A 19,361-nucleotide genomic window follows, 5' to 3' on the forward strand; every position below is an offset into this window, starting at 1 on the left:
TCTGGCAGGTCTTCCAGGAGATCGGGCCCGGCGCGGGCGCCGCGCGGCGGGTGCGCGGGTCAGACGGTGGGCGCGAGGCGCCCGAAGGTCACCGCGTCGCTCCAGATGGCGCGCAGCTGCACGGGCTTGCCGGAGCGCGGCGCGTCCCACATCTGGTTGCCGCCGGCGTAGATGCCGACGTGGTAGGCGCGGCCGCCACCGCTGGTGAAGAAGACCAGGTCGCCGGGGACGGCGTCGTGGGCCGCGAGGCGGGTGCTGGCCTGCAGCTGGGCGGTGCTGGTGCGGGGGATGTTGACCCCGACCTGGCGGTAGACGTAGCTGGTGTAGCCCGAGCAGTCGAAGCCGGCGGGCGTGGTGCCGCCGTAGACGTAGGGCACGCCCGCGTAGTCGTCGGCCACGGCGAGGATCTGCTGACCCAGGCTGGGAGCCGGGGCCGGGGCGGGAGCCGGGGCCGGGGCTGCGACCGGAGCGGCGACGACCGGGGCCGGGGCCGGGGCCGGGGCCTCGACGACGGGGGCCGGGGCCGGGGCGACCGAGGAGTTGACGACGGGCACCGCGGTGGTGTCGCGCGGGGCGCGCTCCAGGGCGGGGGCCGCGACGACCTCGGGGACGACCACGGGCGCCGGCGCCGGGGCGCTGGCGAAGGTGACCGTCGTGGTGGCGGTGGTGGCGGTGGCCGTCGCCGGGGCGGAGACCACCCCGGGGGCGGTGGTGCCGAAGGCGGCCGGCACGGCGGTGACGGCCGAGCCGACGGTGCCGGCGACCCGCGCCGGGGCGGTGCTGGGAGCAGCACCGGCGGGCAGGGCGACGGAGACGAGCAGACCACCGGCCGCGACGGCGACGGCGCCGCCGCGGGCGGCACCACCGGCGGTGCGGGCGACGGTGTCACCGAGGTCGGACAGGGGCGTGAGTGCACGAACGTTGGCGCGGTGGCGCGCCTGGACGCGAGTCGTCAAGGTGGTGGCCTCTCCGACGCCTGCGAGGTGAGCTGTCGGGTTCGGGCGGGAAGGTCGCCCGGCCGGTTCGCACCGGCTTCACCCCGAGGACTGCGACGGCCCGGCTGGCCGTGACGCTGCCCGGAAAGTGGTTCCCCCACCCCTGCCATGAACTGTCTCGGGGGACCTCGTCGCGGTGGCAGGGCTCGGCGTCCGCGAGAGGGCGTCCGCGTGCGCTGTCGCGGAGGCGGGTGGACCATAACCCGATCGGGGCGGGAATGTCACGACCCGGTGACGAGCAGGTGCCCAGGACGTGACGCGCGCCACGCCGCCGTCACCCTGCGTCGGCGCCCGTGACGCACGACGGCCCCCGCGGTGCGCGCGGGGGCCGTGCGGGTGAGCGGGTGAGCAGGCGGCGGGCCCGCCGCCTCAGGAGGCGGAGACGAAGATGTGCACGGCCTCGGCCGGGGACAGGTCCACGACGGCGCCCGCGACGGCCACCTCGACGGCGTGCGCGGAGGCCTTGGCGACGACCTCCGCGCCCGGCAGCAGGCCGGCGGCGTGGAAGCGGGCCATGAGGCCCACGTCGGTCTGCAGCGGCTCGCCCAGGCGGCGCACGAGGACGGGACGGCCCTCGACGTCGGCGCTGGTCAGGGGCGTGACGCCCTCGCGGAAGGCCTCGGCGGGGCAGTCCTCCCCCAGCTCCTCCAGCCCCGGGATCGGGTTGCCGTAGGGGTCGAAGTGCGGGTGGTCGAGGATCGCCACGAGCCGCTTCTCCACCTCCTCGGAGACCACGTGCTCCCAGCGGCAGGCCTCCTCGTGCACGAGGCTCCACTCCAGGCCGATGACGTCGGTGAGCAGCCGCTCGGTGAGCCGGTGCTTGCGCATGACGCGCATGGCCTTGGAGCGGCCGGCGTCGGTGAGCTCGAGGCGGCGGTCGGTGCCCACGTGCAGCAGCCCGTCGCGCTCCATGCGCGCGACGGTCTGGGAGACGGTGGGCCCGGAGTGGTGCAACCGCTCGGCGATGCGAGCGCGCATCGGCACGATGCCTTCCTCTTCCAGTTCGAAGACCGTCTTGAGGTACATCTCGGTGGTGTCGATGAGATCGCTCACACGCGGCATTGTCGTTCATCGGCGGCGGTGGTCGCACCCCTCGTCCGCACCCCCGCCCGCACCGCCGGCCGCTCGTCTCGCGGGCGCACCGGGCCGCGGCTAGCGTCCGCCGACGTGACGAGCGTGCTGTGGTTCCGCCGCGACCTGCGCCTGCGCGACCACCCGGCGCTGCTGGCCGCGGCCGCCGACGGGCAGGTGCTGCCGCTGTTCGTGCTCGACCCGGCGCTGTGGGGCCCCTCCGGGGACGTGCGCCGCGCGTACCTGCTGCGCTCGCTGCGGGCGCTGGACGCCGACCTCGGCGGCCGGCTCGTGGTCGAGCGCGGGGACCCGGTGCAGGTGGTCGGGCGGGTCGCCGAGCGCTGCGGCGCGCGCCGGGTGCACGTCAGCGCCGACGCCGGGCCCCACGGCCGGCGCCGCGACGAGGCCGTCGAGCGGGCGCTGGCCGCGGACGGGCGCGAGCTCGTGCGCACCGGCACGCCGTACGCGATCGGGCCGGGCACGCTGGTCACCGGCGCGGGCCGGCCCTTCCAGGTCTTCACCCCCTTCTCGCGCGCGTGGCGGGCGCACGGCTGGCCGGAGCCCGCGCCGGCGCCCGCGCGGGTGCGCTGGGTGCGCGACGGCGGCGAGGGCGTCGACGGGCGCGACTGGCCGCGGGAGCCGGACACCGGGGTGGCGCTGCCCGAGGCCGGCGAGGCCGCCGCCCACGCCCGCTGGGCCTCCTTCCGCGAGCACGCCCTGGCCGCCTACGACGAGGAGCGCGAGCGTCCCGACCACGACGGCACCTCCCAGCTCTCGCACGCGCTGAAGTGGGGGGAGCTGCACCCGCGCACCCTGCTGGCCGGCCTGGACGGCGAGCAGGGCCCCGGCGCGGAGGGCTACCGCACCGAGCTGTGCTGGCGCGACTTCTACGCCGACGTCCTGTGGCACCGCCCGGAGACGGCCCGCACCTACCACAAGCAGCAGCTGGCCGGCCTGCGCTACGAGAGCCCGGGCTCGGAGCTCTTCCGCGCCTGGTGCGAGGGCCGCACCGGCTACCCGCTCGTGGACGCCGGGATGCGCCAGATGCGCGGCGTCGGCTGGATGCACAACCGCGTGCGCATGGTCGTGGCCAGCTTCCTCGTCAAGGACCTGCACGTGGAGTGGATGCACGGCGGCCGGGAGTTCATGCACCGGCTGCGCGACGCGGACCTGGCCAGCAACATGCACGGCTGGCAGTGGGTCGCGGGCTCGGGCACCGACGCCGCCCCGTTCTTCCGCGTCTTCAACCCGGTCACCCAGGGGCTGCGCTTCGACCCCGACGGCGAGTACGTGCGCCGGTACGTGCCCGAGCTGCGGCACCTGCCCGGCAAGCGCGCGCACACCCCGTGGGAGGTCGCCGACGGCTACGCCCACGGCTACCCCGAGCGCATCGTCGACCACGCCCACGAGCGCGAGGTGGCGCTGGCCGAGTACGCCCGCGTCCGCCGCGGCGAGGGCTAGGGCTAGGGCTGGGGGTCGCGGGCGTCGTAGCGCGTGAAGCGCCGCTGCCAGCGGGCCAGGGCGAGGACGGCCGCGACGCAGGCCAGCCCGCCGGCCAGCGCCGCCAGGCCGTCGCCGACGGCCTCGGCGGTCGAGCCGAGCACGAGGTCGCCCAGGCGCGGGCCGCCGGCGACGACGACGATGAAGACGCCCTGCAACCGCCCGCGCAGCGCGTCGGGCGTGGCGACCTGCAGGATCGTGCCGCGGAAGATCGCGCTGACGGCGTCGGCGGCGCCGGAGACCGCCAGCAGCAGCACGCACGCGGTCAGCCGCCAGTCGGCGCCGGCGGGGCCCCAGACGAGGACGGCGCCGAAGGCGGCCACGGCCGCCCCGTAGACGGCGACGCAGCCGACGACGACGGCGCCCTGGCGGCGCACCGCCCCCAGCGGCCCGGAGAACAGCCCGGCCAGCACCGAGCCGAGCGCGAACCCCGCGCCGAGGACGCCGACCGTGCGCGCTCCCCCGCCCAGGACCGTCGCCGCGATGGCCGGGTAGAGCACCCGCGGCATGGCGAGCACCATGGCGCACAGGTCGACGAGGAAGGTCATGCGGATGTTCGGCCGGGTGCCGAGGAAGGCGACGCCCTCCAGCACCGAGCGCAGCCCGGGCCGGTGGGTGGCGCCGCCGCCCTCGGGCGGCATGGCCGGCAGCCGCCACACCCCGGCCAGGGCGGCGACGAAGGTCACGGCGTCGACGGTGTAGGCGGCCTGGAACCCCCAGGCGCCCACGAGGAACCCCGCCAGCAGCGGGCCGACGGTCAGCGCGATCGCGTTCGTCATGCCCGACAGGGCGTTGGCCGCGGGCAGCTGCTCGCGCGGCACGATGCCCGGCACGATGGCCGAGCGGGCGGGGTTGTTGATCGCGAAGGCGGCGCTCTGCAGGGCCACCAGGCCGTAGAGCAGCCCGACGGAGTCCACGTGCAGCCAGGCCTGGGCGGCGACGGCGACGGCCAGCACCCACAGCGCGAGCGAGGCCAGCAGCGCCACGCGGCGGCGGTCGTGGGAGTCGACGAGGGCGCCGCCGTACAGGCCGAGGGCGACCAGCGGGACGAGGGCGAAGACGCCCACGAGGCCGACCGCGAAGGTGGAGGAGGTGAGGGCGTAGACCTGCAGCCCGACCGTGACGACGGTCAGCTGGGTGCCCACCGCGGCCAGGGACTGCCCGATCCACAACCGGCGGAAGGCGGGGACCTGGCGCAGCGGCGTGGTGTCGGCCAGGAACCGGCGGCGGGGGCGGATCGGGCCGGGCGCCGCCGGCGGTGAGCTCACCGCGTCAGGATAGGTGGTGGCCCGGGGCCACCTGCCGCGGTGCCCGCGGGCGCGGGAAGTCCCCGGGCGCTTCCACCGCCGGCGGTGGCGCCGTGGTGGGCCGGCTGGACGGGCCGGCGCCCGGGGACCCGGTGACTGCCTTGGATTCGCCGCGCTGCGCGGGGCGACCAGAGCGGTCCGCGTCCATCACGCAGCTGCTAGCGGGCAGCCACCTCACGCGTCCCAGAAGAAACCATGTCCTGGACCACCTCCTTTCCCGTGTACGACAACGGTACGACCGCCCCGCGCCGGTTGTCACCTCGAATTCGCCCAGAGCGATCGCGCCTCCCGGCGGGCGCCCGGCGAGTCCCCGGACGGTGCTTGTGGCCGCCGCGCGCCGTGCCCTACAGTCCTGGCCCGTCGAGTTGTTGTCACAACCACCCTTACTGGACCGGAGCCGGCTCGCGACATGCGCACGCAGGAACAGGCGATCCTCGTCGCGGTCTCGACGGTGATCTTCGCGCTGCTGCCCGACCGCGGCGGCCACGTGCGGGTGCACCTGCCCCTGGTGCGCCGCACCCGCGACCCGTTCGGCGGCCGCTGGGCGCTGCCGGGCGGGTGGGTGCGCACCGGGGAGAGCCTGTCCGACGCCGGCCGCCGCACGCTGGCCGAGACCACCGGGCTGCGGCCGAGCTACCTGGAGCAGCTGTACACCTTCGGGCGCCCCGACCGCTCCCCCGGCCAGCGCGTGGTCTCCGTCGTCTACTCCGCCCTCGTGCGCAACCACGAGGCGGCCGCGGCCACCGAGGGCGAGAACGTGCGGTGGACCTCGGCCGACGACTGCACCGGTCTCGCCTTCGACCACGACGAGATCGTGCAGTACGGGCTGTGGCGGCTGCGGACCAAGGTCCAGCACGCGCACGTGGCCCTGCACTTCCTCGGCGAGCGGTTCTCCCTCGCGCAGCTGCGCGAGGTGCACGAGGCGATCCTGCAGCGCCCCCTGGACCCGGCGAACTTCCGCCGCCAGGTGGAGAGCTCGGGGACGATCGTGCCGACGGGGGAACGCCAGACCGGCGGCCGGCACCGGCCGCCCAAGCTGTACCGGGCCGTGGTGCCGGAGGGTTCGGCCGGCCCGTTCATGACCGCCGGGCCGCTCGCGTAGCGACCCGCAGGAACCCCCGCAGAACCCCTCACGGAGAGAGCCCCGCCGATGGCGTCCGTCCCCGCCCAGATCGCCCTGCTCGCCCGCATTCCGGGCGGTGCGGACAGCACGTGCGACCCCGACCTGCCCACCGCGCCGTGGCAGTTCGACGCCGTCCCGGGCACCCCCCTGCCGCTGCCCACCTACGGCGCCGGCGCCTCCCGGCAGGACCCGGTGCCCGCGGGGGCGCCCGTGCAGCAGCAGATCCCGGCGCAGTACCGGCTGCTGCCGGCCGAGGAGCTGCACCGGCGCATCCGGGCCGCGAAGGCGCAGCTCGGCAGCCGGGTGGCGATCCTCGGGCACGCCTACCAGCGCGACGAGATCGTCCAGCACGCCGACTTCGTGGGCGACTCCTTCCAGCTCGCGCAGCAGTCGCAGGCCTGCCCCGAGGCCGAGGCCGTCGTCTTCTGCGGCGTGCACTTCATGGCCGAGACCGCCGACCTGCTCACCGCCCCCGACGTGCCGGTGGTCCTGCCCAACCTCGCGGCCGGCTGCTCGATGGCCGACATGGCCGACATCGACGCCGTCACCGCCTGCTGGGAGCAGCTGAGCGCCCTCTACGGCACCGAGCCGGACGCCGAGGGCAGGGTCCCCGTCGTCCCCGTGACGTACATGAACTCCGCCGCCGCCCTGAAGGCCTTCTGCGGTGCGCACGGCGGCATCGTCTGCACCTCCTCCAACGCCCGCGAGGTGCTGGAGTGGGCCTTCGAGCGCGGGCGGCGGGTGCTGTTCTTCCCCGACCAGCACCTGGGGCGCAACACCGCCAAGGCCATGGGCGTGCCGCTGGAGCGGATGCCGCTGTGGGACCCCCGCAAGCCCCGCGGCGGCAACGACGAGCAGGCGCTGCTCGACGCCCGCGTCGTGCTGTGGCGCGGCTGGTGCTCGGTGCACCAGCGCTTCACCGTGGAGCAGATCGCCGCGGCCCGCGCCGCGGACCCCGACGTGCGCGTGGTGGTGCACCCCGAGTGCCCCGTCGAGGTCGTCGACGCCGCCGACGAGTCCGGTTCCACCCGGTACATCCAGCAGGTGGTCGACGCCGCACCGGCCGGCACGTCCTTCGCCATCGGCACCGAGGTGAACATGGTGCGCCGGCTGGCCGACAGCCGCCCGGACCTGACGATCTCCTGCCTGGACCCCGTCGTCTGCCCCTGCTCGACGATGTACCGCATCCACCCGGCCTACCTCGCCTGGGTGCTGGAGGCGCTGGTGCGCGGGGAGGTCGTCAACCGGGTCCGCGTGGACGCCGAGGTGGCGCGGGAGGCCCGCACCGCCGTCGAGCGCATGCTCGCCGTCCGCCCGTGAGCGCGGGCCCGGACTGCGACGTCCTCGTCCTGGGGGCGGGCGTCGCGGGGATGACGGCCGCGCTGGAGGCCGCCCGCACCCGCCGCGTCGTGCTGGCCACCAAGACGGCGCTCGGCGACGGCAGCACCCGCGCCGCCCAGGGCGGCATCGCCGTGGCCACCGGCGCCGGTGACGTCGGCGCCCACGTCGCCGACACCCTCGCCGCCGGCGCCGGCCTGGCCGACCCCGCCGCGGCCCGGGCGTTCTGCGCCGACGGCCCGGTGGCGGTGCGCCTGCTCGCCGAGCGCGGCGTCGCCTTCGACCGCGACGGCGAGGGGCGCTGGGCCCAGGGCCTGGAGGCCGCGCACTCCAGGCCGCGGGTCCTGCACGCCGGCGGGGACCGCACCGGCGCGGCGGTCTCGGCGGCGCTGGCCGCGGCCGTGCGCCGCAGCGAGGTCACCGTGCTGGAGGAGGCCTTCCTGCTCGACCTGCTCGTCGAGGAGGGCCCCGCCGGGCGCACCGTCGTCGGCGCCGACCTGCTCCTCGCCGACACCGGCGCGCCCGGCGGGGAGCGGCGGCTGGCGCTGCGCGCGGGCGCCGTCGTGCTGGCCACCGGCGGCGCCGGGCAGCTGTTCAGCCGCACCACCAACCCCGCCGTCGCAACCGGCGACGGCGTGGCCGCCGCCTGGCGCGCCGGCGCGGCCGTCGCCGACCTGGAGATGGTCCAGTTCCACCCCACCGTCGCCGCCCCCGCGCACGGGCCGGCGTTCCTGGTCTCCGAGGCCGTGCGCGGCGAGGGCGCGCTGCTGCTCGACGCCGCCGGGCGCCGCTTCATGCCCGACCTCGACCCGCGCGCCGAGCTGGCCCCGCGCGACGTCGTCGCCCGCGGGGTGGCCGCCGCGGTCGCCGCGCACGGCGGCCGCCCCGCGCTGCTGGACGCCACCGGCGTCGCCGCCCGCCTGGGCGTGCCGTTCGCGCAGCGCTTCCCCGGCATCGACCGGCTGTGCCGCGAGGCCGGCATCGACCCCGAGCGCGAGCCGGTGCCGGTCACCCCGGCCGCGCACTACTGGATGGGCGGGGTGCGCACCGACGTCGACGGCCGCACGAGCCTGGCGGGGCTGTGGGCCGCCGGGGAGGTCGCCTGCACGGGCCTGCACGGGGCGAACCGGCTGGCCTCGAACTCGCTGCTGGAGGCCCTGGTGGCCGGCGGCCGGGTCGCGGCCGACACCGCCCGCGGCGGCGGCCCGGCGCGCTCCGCCGACGACGAGCTCGTGGAGCTGCCCGGCCCGTCCGCGCCCGTGGCCTCCCACGTGCCGCGCCGCGAGGTGCAGGCGGTGATGACCGAGCACGCCGGCCTCGTGCGCGACGGCGCCGGGCTGGAGGTGGCGGCCAAGCTGCTCACCCCCGGCGAGGACCCCCTGCAGCTGGACCCCCGCCCCGCGCCGGGCGTGCCGCGCGCCACCCGCGAGGACGCCAACGTGCTGCTGGCCGCGCGCCTGCTCGTGGCCGCCGCCACCGCCCGCGAGGACAGCCTCGGCGCGCACTTCCGCTGCGACCACCCGCACCCGCCCGCGAGCGCCCGCCGCCGCGCCTTCCGGAGGACCCCGTGAGCACGCCCGAGCAGACCGTCGTCGCCGCCGCGCTGGCCGAGGACGCCCCCTGGGGCGACGTCACCAGCGAGGCGCTGCTGCCGGCCTCCGCCACCGCCGACGCCCAGCTGGTCGCCCGCGAGGGCGGGGTGCTCGCCGGCGCCGCCGCGGCCCGCGCGGCCTTCGCGCAGGCCGCGGACCTGACCGGCGGGCGCGTCGAGCTGCTGGAGCTGGCCGCCGACGGCACCCGCTTCGCCGCCGGCGACGTGCTGGGCCGGGTGCGCGGCAGCGCGCGGGCGGTGCTGCGCGCCGAGCGGGTCGCGCTGAACCTGCTGCAGCACCTGTCCGGGATCGCCACCCTCACCGCGCAGTTCGTCGACGCCGTCGCCGGCACCGGCGCCCGCGTCGTCGACACCCGCAAGACCACCCCCGGGCTGCGGGCGCTGGAGCGCGCCGCGGTCCGCGCCGGCGGCGGCTCCAACCACCGCTGGTCGCTGTCGGACGCGGTGCTCGTCAAGGACAACCACCTCGCCGTCCTGCTCGCCGCCGGCACCGACGTGACGAGCGCGCTGCGCGGGGTGCGCGAGCGCGTTCCGCACACCACGCGCATCGAGGTGGAGGTGGACCGCCTGGAGCAGCTGGAGGCCGTCCTGGCCGCCGACGTGGACGTCGTGCTGCTGGACAACCTCTCCCCCGCCGACCTCGCCGAGGGGGTGCGGACCGTCCGCGCTCGCTCGCGGGCGCTGGTGGAGGCCAGTGGCGGCGTGAGCCTGGCGACGGTCGCCGAGGTCGCCCGCACCGGGGTGGACCTGATCTCGGTGGGGGCGCTGACGCAGAACGCGCGCACCCTCGACCTCGGCCTGGACACCACCGTGGGGGCGCGGCCGTGACCTACCTCGACCACGCGGCCACCTCCCCGCCCCGGCGCGAGGTGCTGGAGGCGGTCTGGCCGTACCTGACGCAGGTCACGGGCAACCCCTCCAGCGCCCACGAGGCCGGCCGGGCCGCCAAGGCGGGCCTGGACGCGGCCCGCCAGGCCATCGCCGACGTGCTGGGCGCGCGCCCCGGCGAGGTGGTGCTCACCGCCGGGGGCACCGAGGCGGACAACCTGGCCGTCACCGGCATCGCGACGGCCGCCCCGCGCGGGCGGCACGTGGTCGTCTCCGCGATCGAGCACCCGGCGGTGCTGGAGACGGCGCGGGCGCTGCGGCGCAGCGGGTTCGCCCTGGACGTCGTGGGCGTCGACGCGGACGGCGTCGTGGACGTGGAGCAGCTGCGCGCCCTGGTGCGCCCCGACACGACGCTGGTGTCGGTGATGTACGCCAACAACGAGATCGGCACCGTGCAGCCGCTGGCGGAGGTCTCGGCGGTCTGCCGGCCGCTGGGGGTGCCGCTGCACACCGACGCCGTCCAGGCCGCCGCCCACCTGCCGCTGGACGTCGACGCCCTCGGCGTCGACGCGCTGTCGGCCTCGGCGCACAAGTTCGGCGGGCTGCGCGGGGCGGGGTTCCTGTGGGTGCGCTCCTCGGTGCCGCTGGAACCGCTGCTGCACGGCGGCGGCCAGGAGCGCGGCCGCCGCTCGGGCACCACCGACGTCGCCTCGGCGGTCGGCACCGCCGTCGCCCTGCACGGCGCCCAGGCGGTGCGCGCGGCGGAGGCCGAGCGGCTGACGGCGCTGCGCGAGCGCCTCGTCGAGGGCGTGCTGGCCTCGGTGCCCGGGGCCCGGCTCACCGGCTCGCGCACCCGCCGGCTGCCGGGACACGCCTCGTTCTGCTTCGCCGGGGTCGGCGGGGAGGCGGTGCTCGCCGAGCTGGAGGGGCACGGCATCGCCTGCTCCAGCGGCTCGGCCTGCTCGGCGGACTCCGAGGACGCCTCGCACGTGCTGCTGGCCACCGGCCTGGACGCCGACCTGGCCCGCACCGCGGTGCGCTTCACGCTGGGCCCCACGAGCACCGCCGAGGACGTCGAGGCGGTCCTGCGGGTGCTGCCCGCGGCGGTCCGCACCGCGGGCGGGCGCTAGCGGCGGGGCCCGGCGACACCGGCGACCACCGCCTCGCTTGTTGCAAGTAGGTTGCAGCAAGCAGGACGCCGCGGGGAACGGCGCCGCGAGGAGCCGTCGAACCGGGAGGGCGCGCGTGCGGGCCACCGATCCGCCCACCGATCCGCTGGGGCTGCGCGCCCGCACCCGCCGGCACACCGCGGTGCTGCTGGCGCTGGGCGCCGCCGCGCTGCTCAGCGCGCTCGTCGCGATCGCCGCCGGCGCGGTGGCCGTGCCCCCCGGCACCGTGCTGCGGATCCTGCTCCACGCGCTGGGCGGCGCCCCCGGCGCGGGCTCCTGGGCCCCCGAGCAGGAGGCCATCGTCTGGACCGTGCGCACCCCGCGCGTCCTGCTGGGCTGCGCGGTCGGCGCGGGGCTGGCCGTGTGCGGCGCCGCGCTGCAGGCCGTGGTGCGCAACGTGCTCGCCGACCCCTACGTGCTGGGCATCGACTCCGGCGCCTCCTGCGGGGCCGCCGCGGCCCTGCTCTTCGGCGCGCTCGCCGGGGCCGGTGAGCACGCCCTGCCGCTGAGCGCCTTCGCCGGCGCCCTGGCCGCCACCGTCGCCGTCTTCGCCGTGGCCCGCGCGGGCGGGCGGCTGACCTCGCTGCGGCTGCTGCTGGCCGGGGTCGCCGTGGGCTACGCCCTGTCGGCCGCCACGAGCTTCCTCGTCTTCGCCTCCGACTCCGCCGAGGGCGCCCGCTCGGTGGTCTTCTGGCTGCTGGGCTCGCTGGGCCTGGCCCGCTGGGGCCCGGCGCTGGCCGTCGTGCTCGTGGTCGTCGCCGCCACCCTCGCCCTGCTGCTGCTGTGGGCACCGCGGCTGGACGCGCTGGCCGTCGGCGACGAGACCGCCCGCGCGCTCGGGGTCTCGCCGAGCGGGCTGCGCACCCGGCTGCTGGTCGTCGTCGCCGCGTGCGTGGGCGTCGTCGTGGCCGCCAGCGGCTCGATCGGCTTCGTCGGCCTCGTCGTCCCGCACCTGGCCCGCCGCCTGGTCGGCGCCGCCCACCGGTGGGTGCTGCCCGCCTGCGCGCTGCTGGGCGCCGTGCTGCTGACCTGGTCCGACCTCGTCGCCCGGGTCCTCCTGCAGCCGCAGGAGCTGCCCATCGGCATCGTCACCGCCCTCGTCGGCGCCCCCTTCCTGCTGCACCTGGTGCGCAGCGCCCCGTGACCCGCGAGGAGACCCCCGTGCCCCACCACCGCCCGACCGCCGCGACCGCCCTGACCGCCGCGGCCGCCGCGGTCGCCCTGCTGCTCGGCGGGTGCACCGCCACGAGCGCGGACGCCCCCGGCCCCGGCCCCGGCGACGGCTTCCCCCTCACGGTGCGCAACTGCGGCGCGGAGGTGGTCCTGCAGGCCCCGCCGCAGCGCGTCGTGCTGCTCAAGAGCGCCGCCGTGCCGTTCCTGCACGAGCTCGGCGTCCTGGACCGGGCCGTCGCCCGCGCCGGGCGGTACCCCGCGCAGTACTACGACGAGGCGACGCTGGCCGAGCTGGCGGACGTCCCGCTGCTCACCGACGCCACCGACACCAGCGGGCACCTGCGGATCTCCCGCGAGGTGGTCCTCGCCCAGCGCCCCGACCTGGTGCTCGGCGAGGCCGAGGGCCTGGACCGCGCGACCCTGCAGGCCTCCGGCATCCCGCTGCTGGAGGAACCGGCGCTGTGCGGGGACGAGGAGGGCGGCGCAGCGGGCTTCGAGACCGTCGCGCGGCAGCTGGAGCTGTACGGGCGCGTCTTCGACCGCCCCGAGGCCGCCCGCACCGCCGCCGACGCGCTGCGCGCGCGCGTGGAGGCCGTCACCTCCTCGGCCGCCGGCGGTGCCCCGCGCAGCGCCGCGGTGCTCTACCCCACCGTGGGCGGCGGGGTCGTCTACGCCTACGGCGCCGCCAGCACCGCCACCCCGCAGCTGGCCGCGGCCGGCCTGCGCAACGTCTTCGCCGACGTCGGCGACCGGGTCTTCGAGGTGAGCCGCGAGGAGCTGCTGGCCCGCGACCCGCAGGTGCTCGTGCTGCTGCACGGCGACGGGGACCCGCGGGCCGTGCAGGAGGCGGTCACCACCCTGCCGGGCGCCGACCGGATCACCGCCGTGCGCGAGGGCGAGGTCCTCGTGCAGCTGTTCAACTTCACCGAACCGGCCACCCCGCTGGCGGTGGAGGGGCTGGAGCGCCTCGCCGCCCGCTTCCCCGCCGTCCCCGCGCCGCCCGGCACCCCCGCGACCGGTCCCGCACCCGCCGCCGGGGCGCCGTCGTGATCCGCGCGCACGGCGTGCGCTTCGCCCACGGCACCACCCCCGTGCTCGCGGGCGTGGACCTCGTGGCCGCCGACGGGCAGGTGCTGGGCCTGCTCGGGCCCAACGGCAGCGGCAAGACGACGCTGCTGCGCACCCTGCACGGCTCGCTGGTGCCCGCCGCCGGCCGGGTGGAGGTCGACGGCACCGACGTGCGCTCGCTGTCGGCGCGCGAGGTCGCCCGGCGGGTGGCGGTCGTGGTGCAGGAGGAGGAGGGCGGCGAGCTGCCGCTGCTCGTCGCGGACGCGGTGCTGCTGGGGCGCACCCCGCACCGCTCGGCGTTCTCCCGCCACGGGGAGGAGGACGTGGCGCTGGCCGCGCAGGCCCTGGAGCGCGTGGGCGCCGGCCACCTGGCGGGTCGCCGCGTCGGCGAGCTGTCCGGCGGGGAGCGCCGGCGCGTGCTCATCGCCCGCGCCCTGGCCCAGCAGGCCCCGCACCTGCTGCTGGACGAGCCGACCAACCACCTGGACGTGCGCTACCAGCACGAGGTGCTGCTCCTGGTGCGCGAGCTCGTGCGCGCGCTGGGGCGCACGGCCGTCGTCGTGCTGCACGACCTCAACCTCGCCGCCCTCTACTGCGACCGCGTCGCCGTGCTGCACGAGGGCCGGGTGCGCGCCGCGGGCACGCCCTCGCAGGTGCTCGTGCCCGAGGTCCTCGAGGACGTCTACGCGGTGCGGGTGCGGCGCCTGGAGCTCGAGGACGGCTTCCAGCTGGCCTTCCGCCCCCGCGCGGGCGCCCCGCCGACCGCCGGCGGGCCGCCGGTCAGCCGCCGACCTGCTGCTGCAGCACCTGCACGGGCACCCGGCCGGTGACGATGGCCTCGGCCACCTCCTCCAGCGGCTGCCCGCTGCCGTAGGCGCGGGCGCGCAGCAGCGCCAGGGCGTCGGTGCCCTGCAGGCCCAGGACCGCGCAGGACAGCCCGACCGCCGCCCACACCCCCCGCCGGCGCCGGGCGGCGGGGGCCTCCTGCCAGGCGGGACCGGCCGACGGGTCGTCCGGGTCCACGCCGGCCGCGGTGAGCAGCAGCTGCTCGTGGACGAGCCCGGCCACCACCTGCGCCGCGGCCAGGTCGAAGGACGCGGCGGGCCGGGGCCCGGTCCAGTACAGGTCCACGGCACCGATGCGCAGCTCCCCGAGCCCCAGCGGCAGCGCCACCACGCTGCGGAAGGGGGTGCTGCGGCGCAGCTCGTCGTGCAGCGCCGGCCACCGGCTGCGCAGGCCCGCCTCGTCGGCGACCACGGGCTCGGCGCGCTCGAAGGCGGTGAAGCAGGGGCCCTCGCCGACGGTGAACTGCCACTGCTCGGCCGTGGACGCCGCCGGCTCGCTGGCTCCGAGCGGCACGCGCTCCTCGCGGCCCATGAGGCTGAGGCCGGCGGCGTCGACCGCCAGCACCGCCGCGCACGCCCTGGCCAGGGCCACCGGCAGCAGGTCCGGGCCCAGCCGGGCGGCCTCGGGCGTCCAGGCGGTGCGGAACTGCTCTGCGGTGTCCACGGGTGTTCCCGTCAGCTCCTCCGGCCGGCGCTCGGGCGACCCGGTTGCACCCTGCGCGACAGCGAACCACGCCGCTGCGGGGAGCGCACCCGCTCGGACCCCGCTCAGTCCCGCCCGGGCCCGGGGCCGGCGTCGAACTCCTCCTCGGCCACCGGCTCCCACGGTCCGCCGAGGTAGCGGTGCACGCCGACGCCGCGGGCGCGGGCGGTCCACGGGGAGAACCCCGCCTCCAGCCGGGCCAGCAGCGCCCGGGCCTGCTCGGGCGGCAGGAAGTTGGCGACGGTGACGTGGGCGCGGAAGCCCTGCGCGTCCTGGCGGCTGAGCCGGCCGGCGAAGGCGGCGGCGATCCGCGCGCGCACGGCGTCCAGCTCGGGCGCGCGCAGCACGAGGGCGACCCCGCGCCCCAGCGAGCGCAGCCCGGTGACCTGCACGTCGAAGGCGGGGCGCCGGCAGGCCTCCCGGACCGCGGCGAGGACCTCGGGCAGCTCCTCGCCGGGCAGCGCGTGGAACATCGTGACGTGCGCGGACAGCTGGTTGCGCTCGGGCGGGAACCACCGGGCGCGCAGGGCGTCCAGCTCCCGGGTGGCCTCCTCCTCCAGCAGGAGGGTGGCGATGAGCGGGGCGGCGCTCACCGCAGCGCCAGGGCCAGCGCGCCGCCGGCGGCGGAGAGCACGCACACGGCGGCGGCCGCCAGCGCCGCCGCCCACCAGCGGCGGTCCGGGTGCCCGCCGCGCAGGGCCCGCACGCCGAGCACGAGCACGGCCAGCCCCATGAGCAGCGACAGCGGCCACAGCACCAGCGAGAGCAGCAGCCCCGCGCCGGAGGCGACGAGCCCGGCGATCGCTCCGGTGTTGGTCGGCTGCGCGTTCTCCTCCACGGCCCCCACTGTGCCAGCCGGGAGGCGCCGCGCCCGCCCGGGCCGGCCTCCCGGCCGGGGCGGCGTCAGCCGACGCCCACGAGCGTCAGCGCGGGCGAGCCCGCGTAGCCCACGGCGCCCAGCCAGCGCCGGTCCGGGTCCAGACCGCTCCAGGCCACCTCGTAGGTGGCCTGCCGGCCCTGGCGCACCGGCAGCGGGTCCGGGGTGGCCGTCAGCGCGCCCTCGGCGTCGGCGGGGGTGAGCACGAACGTCGTGAGGTCGTAGTCGACGGGCTGCCCGTCCGCGGTGGCGTAGGCGTCGACCACCAGCTCGTAGTCGCCGGGTGCGGCCACGAGGTCGATGCGCTCCTGCGAGGTCAGCGTGGTGGAGGCGTCGACGAGGTCGCCGTCGGGGGTGAGCAGGTACAGGTCCAGGTCCGTGCCGGGACCGGCGGCGGGGTCGGCGGCCAGCTCGAAGCGCGAGGCCACCGCGTCCTCGGGGACGGTGATCGACCAGGTGGTGGAGTAGCCCTCCTCGATGCTGTCCGCGCTCGTCTCCCCGGGCGCGAACCCGGTGGCCCGCAGGTCCAGGCGGCCGCTGGAGCCCGCGGTGAGGGTCACCGGCAGCTCGCCGGCGGCGCCGGTGCCGTCGACGGCGGCGGGCGCCTCGACGGCCTGCGCGCGCAGCGCGAGCGGCGAGCGGACGGTGAGCTCGTCCCCGCCCGTCCACACCAGCTCCCCCGCCGACCACTGCTCCGGGGCGGCGTCCGTGCGGGTGGCGGTGACGCGGAACTGCTTGGTCTGGCCGGCCTCCAGGAAGAGCACGCTCGGGGTGACCCGCACGTCCCAGCCGGGCACCGAGGCGTCGGCGCGGTAGTAGCCGCCGGTCGTGGCGGTCACCCGCCGGGTGAAGGTGCGCTCGCCGACGACGTCGCCGGCCGCGATCGAGGCCTGGTTGAGCTCGCTGGGGTCGATCGCGCCGACCCCGGTGCCGGTCGGCACGCCCGAGCCCTCCAGCCAGCGCAGCCAGTCGACCGGCGTGGAGTCGTAGACCAGGCCCGGCTCCAGCAGCCGGGGCGGGTCGACCACCCCGGCGCCGGCGCCGAAGACGTCCTGGACCGCCGCGCCGTCCGGGCCGACGAGGCTGCGGGCGGTCGTCATGAGCGCGGAGCGCACCACCGCGGGCGACCAGTCCGGGTGCGCGGTCCGCACCAGCGCGGCCAGGCCCGCCACGTGCGGGGCGGCCATCGAGGTGCCCGACTGCGGGGCGAACAGGTCGCGGCCGGTGCGCGAGGCGACGGGCGAGTAGCCGGCCACGACGCCCGAGCCGGGAGCGGCGACGTCGGGCTTGAGGACGTCGCCGCCGGCGACGGCCACCGGGCCGCGGGAGGAGAAGCCCGCCAGCTGCGGGACGGGGGTGGGCCTGCCGGTGGTGTTGCCGGCCTCGAAGCGCGCGGTGGCGCGCGGGGTGCGGCCGACGGCGGCGACGAGCCGGCGCCCGGCGGCGGCGTCCAGGTGCACGGTGGGGACGCTGTGCGCGTCCGGCTCGGTCGAGCCGGGCGCGGTGTTCACCAGCACCATCCCGGCACCCCCGGCGCGGGCCACCTCGGCGGACTTGGCGACGCGGGGGGTGGTGGAGCGCTCGCAGACGACGATCTTCCCGCCGGCCCGGTCCGGGTCCAGGGTCCCCGCCTCGCAGGTGCGGGCGGCGGCCGCGGCCGCCTTCGGCTCCTTGACCCAGGCGGCGAGCACGATGAACCTCGACGCCAGGGGCCGCTGCCGCAGCCGCGCGCCGACGAACCTCGTGCCGTCGCCGAGGACCACGGTGCCCTCGCGCAGCACCGACGTGCTCGCGGCGACCGTGGTCACCCAGGGGCTGGCGTGGTCGGCGCTGGAGGCGGCGGGACCGGCGTTGCCCGCCGAGGCGGCGACGAAGACGCCCGCCGAGGCGGCGGACAGGAACGCGACCTCGACGGGGTCGGCCGGGTCGGTGGCCGCCCCGGAGCCGATGGAGTAGTTGATGACGTCCACGCCGTCGGCGACGGCCTGGTCGATGGCGGCGACGAGGTCGGAGGTCTGGCAGCCGTTGAGGCCGGTGGCCGCGGTCCAGCACACCTTGTAGACCGCGAGCGCGGCGGCGGGGGCGGTGCCGGTGACCTCCCCGTAGGAGGCGCCGTCGATCGTGGCGGGCACCCCGGAGCGGCCGGCGGCGGTGGTGGCGGTGTGGGTGCCGTGGCCGTCGCTGTCGCGGGCGGAGCGGAACTCCCCGGCCGCGAAGCCGGCGTGGGCGGCCTCGAACCCCTCGGAGAAGGTGCGCGCGCCGACGACCTTGGTGCTGCAGTCCTGCACCGTCCACCCGGGCCCGCTCTCGCAGGCGCCGGTGAACGTGCCGCCGTCGGCCTTGGCGAAGCGGGTGCTCCCGTCGGCGGCCACGGGCAGCGGCTCGCCGGCCACGGAGGGGTGCTCGGGCCACAGCCCGGTGTCGAGGTCGGCGATCACGACGCCGGCGCCGGCCCGGTCCGCACCGCCCAGGCGCTCCCAGACGCCGCCGGGACCGGTGAGGCCGAGCTGGTCGGCCGTCGTGCCCGGCGCGCCCCCGCCGTCGCCGGCCCCGGTGGCGGGAGCGGTGGCAGGAGCGGTGGCAGGGGCGGCGGTGGCGCCGCGGGCGGGGTGGCGCTCGACGTCGGGGCTGACCGCCAGGACGCCGGGGGTGTCGCGCAGCTTGGCCGCCTGCGCCGCGCTGAGGCGGGCGGAGAAGCCGTTGAGGGCGACGGTGTAGCGCTGCCGGGGCGTCGCGCCGACCGAGCGGGCGAGCTGCGCCTGCGCGTCGAGCAGCAGCTCGCGGTAGGCCTGCGTGGAGCGCGCGGTGACGTCGACGCCGCCGCCGGCGGACTTCAGCCGGGGCAGGCCGGGCAGGGAGCCGTCGTACTGGGCGACGGGGTCCTGGGCGAGGGTGACGACGTAGTCGCCCCGCTCGTCGAGGTCGCCCTGCGCGGCCGGGTCGGCCGGCGCGCCCTGCGCGCGGGGCACCGGGGTGGGCGCGGCGGGGGCCGACGCGGGGGCCGGCGCGGGGGTGGAGGCGGTGGCCGGGGTCAGCGGCGCCAGGCCGAGCAGCAGGCCGGTGCCGGCGGCGAGGACGGCGGACGTGCGGCGGCGGGTGCGACGACGGGGTGGGCGGACGTCCACCGGGCCTCCTCGGCAGCGGGACGAGACGTCACGATGGGTGTGCGCGTGACGACAGTGCGAAGCCAAGCTGGTCCCCGGGGCGACGTCAAGCGTCTCCGACGCTGCGTAGTCTCTCCCCCGTGCCGACTCCTCGTGCCGTCTCCCGCCCCGGCCCGCAGCGCCCGCGCGCGGCGGGCGCCCTGCTCGGCGCGCTGCTGCTGGGCGCCGGGCTGCCGCTGGCGCTGGCCGCACCCGCCGCGGCCCACGACCGGCTGGTGTCCACCGACCCCGCCGACGGGGCGCCCGTGGAGGTCGCGCCGGACGCGGTCGCGCTGACGATGTCCTCCACCCCGCTCGCCCTCGGCACCCAGGTGCAGGTCAGCGGCCCGGCCGGGGTCGTCTCCACCGGCGAGCCGCGGATCGTCGACGAGGTCGTCACCCAGGCGCTGACCGGCGAGCGCCCCGCGGGCACCTACGAGGTGCAGTGGCGCGTCACCAGCTCCGACGGCCACCCGATCTCCGGCTCGTTCACCTTCACCACCGCCCGGGCCGCGGGCGCGCCGGGGACCCCGAGCGCGACCCCGGACGACACCCCGAGCGCCACGGACCCCGCAGCCCCGCCGTCCCCCGAGGCGTCCGCGGACGCCT

The 19,361-nt window shown here is 77.9% G+C and carries 17 protein-coding genes and 1 riboswitch; of the genes, 10 read left to right on the forward strand and 7 right to left on the reverse strand.

Annotated features, from left to right (window positions below):
• Window positions 1-59: 59 nt before the first annotated feature.
• Both ACRYM2_RS19415 and ACRYM2_RS19420 read right to left on the reverse strand, forming a co-directional pair.
• A complete protein-coding gene (locus ACRYM2_RS19415) occupies window positions 60-956 on the reverse strand; it encodes a C40 family peptidase (RefSeq protein ID WP_432524075.1) in 897 nt (298 codons plus the stop codon).
• Window positions 957-958: 2 nt separating this feature from the next.
• A riboswitch (cyclic di-AMP (ydaO/yuaA leader) is annotated at window positions 959-1,129 on the reverse strand.
• A gap of 235 nt (window positions 1,130-1,364) precedes the next feature.
• Window positions 1,365-2,048, reverse strand: a complete 684-nt coding sequence (locus ACRYM2_RS19420; RefSeq protein ID WP_432524076.1) for an iron-dependent transcriptional repressor DtxR — start codon at window positions 2,046-2,048, stop codon at window positions 1,365-1,367.
• Between the two features lie 114 nt (window positions 2,049-2,162).
• Here ACRYM2_RS19420 and ACRYM2_RS19425 point away from each other — a divergent pair, with 114 nt between their 5' ends.
• The gene (locus ACRYM2_RS19425; RefSeq protein WP_432524077.1) at window positions 2,163-3,527 is read left to right on the forward strand and encodes a cryptochrome/photolyase family protein; all 1,365 of its coding nucleotides are present in this window, start codon (window positions 2,163-2,165) and stop codon (window positions 3,525-3,527) included.
• A 2-nt stretch (window positions 3,528-3,529) separates the two neighbouring features.
• On the opposite strand, the gene ACRYM2_RS19430 is transcribed toward ACRYM2_RS19425, so the two are convergent.
• Window positions 3,530-4,834, reverse strand: a complete 1,305-nt coding sequence (locus tag ACRYM2_RS19430; protein ID WP_432524078.1) for an MFS transporter — start codon at window positions 4,832-4,834, stop codon at window positions 3,530-3,532.
• A 448-nt stretch (window positions 4,835-5,282) separates the two neighbouring features.
• On the opposite strand from ACRYM2_RS19430, the gene ACRYM2_RS19435 reads away from it, so the two are divergent.
• From ACRYM2_RS19435 to ACRYM2_RS19470, 8 genes are all read left to right on the forward strand, one after another.
• Complete coding sequence (locus tag ACRYM2_RS19435; RefSeq protein WP_432524079.1) at window positions 5,283-5,975, forward strand: NUDIX hydrolase; 693 nt, start codon at window positions 5,283-5,285, stop codon at window positions 5,973-5,975.
• A gap of 48 nt (window positions 5,976-6,023) precedes the next feature.
• Complete coding sequence (gene nadA / locus ACRYM2_RS19440; protein ID WP_432524080.1) at window positions 6,024-7,316, forward strand: quinolinate synthase NadA; 1,293 nt, start codon at window positions 6,024-6,026, stop codon at window positions 7,314-7,316.
• Window positions 7,313-8,905 carry an L-aspartate oxidase gene (gene nadB, locus ACRYM2_RS19445; protein WP_432524081.1) on the forward strand — a complete coding sequence of 531 codons (1,593 nt, stop codon included), beginning with the start codon at window positions 7,313-7,315 and terminating at the stop codon, window positions 8,903-8,905. Before nadA ends, nadB begins: the two co-directional genes overlap by 4 nt.
• A complete protein-coding gene (gene nadC, locus ACRYM2_RS19450; protein ID WP_432524082.1) occupies window positions 8,902-9,774 on the forward strand; it encodes a carboxylating nicotinate-nucleotide diphosphorylase in 873 nt (290 codons plus the stop codon). Before nadB ends, nadC begins: the two co-directional genes overlap by 4 nt.
• On the forward strand, window positions 9,771-10,904 hold the full coding sequence (locus ACRYM2_RS19455) for a cysteine desulfurase family protein (protein WP_432524083.1): 1,134 nt from the start codon (window positions 9,771-9,773) through the stop codon (window positions 10,902-10,904). Before nadC ends, ACRYM2_RS19455 begins: the two co-directional genes overlap by 4 nt.
• 115 nt (window positions 10,905-11,019) lie before the next feature.
• Window positions 11,020-12,087: a FecCD family ABC transporter permease gene (locus ACRYM2_RS19460; RefSeq protein WP_432524084.1), complete on the forward strand. Its 1,068-nt coding sequence runs from the start codon at window positions 11,020-11,022 to the stop codon at window positions 12,085-12,087.
• Window positions 12,088-12,104: 17 nt separating this feature from the next.
• Window positions 12,105-13,166: an ABC transporter substrate-binding protein gene (locus ACRYM2_RS19465; RefSeq protein WP_432524085.1), complete on the forward strand. Its 1,062-nt coding sequence runs from the start codon at window positions 12,105-12,107 to the stop codon at window positions 13,164-13,166.
• Window positions 13,163-14,014, forward strand: a complete 852-nt coding sequence (locus ACRYM2_RS19470; RefSeq protein ID WP_432524086.1) for an ABC transporter ATP-binding protein — start codon at window positions 13,163-13,165, stop codon at window positions 14,012-14,014. The genes ACRYM2_RS19465 and ACRYM2_RS19470 overlap by 4 nt, the downstream gene beginning before the upstream one ends.
• Here ACRYM2_RS19470 and ACRYM2_RS19475 read toward each other — a convergent pair.
• The 4 genes from ACRYM2_RS19475 to ACRYM2_RS19490 all read right to left on the reverse strand — a co-directional run bounded on the left by ACRYM2_RS19475 (window position 13,965) and on the right by ACRYM2_RS19490 (window position 18,734).
• A complete protein-coding gene (locus ACRYM2_RS19475) occupies window positions 13,965-14,693 on the reverse strand; it encodes a GAF and ANTAR domain-containing protein (RefSeq protein ID WP_432524087.1) in 729 nt (242 codons plus the stop codon). The genes ACRYM2_RS19470 and ACRYM2_RS19475 overlap by 50 nt on opposite strands.
• Before the next feature lie 104 nt (window positions 14,694-14,797).
• Window positions 14,798-15,325 (reverse strand): 2'-5' RNA ligase family protein, encoded by a 528-nt coding sequence (locus ACRYM2_RS19480; RefSeq protein ID WP_432524088.1) that lies wholly within the window; start codon window positions 15,323-15,325, stop codon window positions 14,798-14,800.
• A complete protein-coding gene (locus ACRYM2_RS19485; protein ID WP_432524089.1) occupies window positions 15,322-15,570 on the reverse strand; it encodes a hypothetical protein in 249 nt (82 codons plus the stop codon). Before ACRYM2_RS19485 ends, ACRYM2_RS19480 begins: the two co-directional genes overlap by 4 nt.
• 65 nt (window positions 15,571-15,635) lie before the next feature.
• A complete protein-coding gene (locus ACRYM2_RS19490; RefSeq protein ID WP_432524090.1) occupies window positions 15,636-18,734 on the reverse strand; it encodes a S8 family peptidase in 3,099 nt (1,032 codons plus the stop codon).
• A 119-nt stretch (window positions 18,735-18,853) separates the two neighbouring features.
• On the opposite strand from ACRYM2_RS19490, the gene ACRYM2_RS19495 reads away from it, so the two are divergent.
• On the forward strand, window positions 18,854-19,361 hold a 508-nt coding region (locus tag ACRYM2_RS19495; RefSeq protein ID WP_432524091.1), incomplete at its 3' end, for a copper resistance CopC family protein.

The sequence above is a fragment of the Kineococcus aridisoli genome (genome assembly GCF_050871885.1).
In the GTDB taxonomy this organism is placed as follows: Bacteria; Actinomycetota; Actinomycetes; order Actinomycetales; family Kineococcaceae; genus Kineococcus.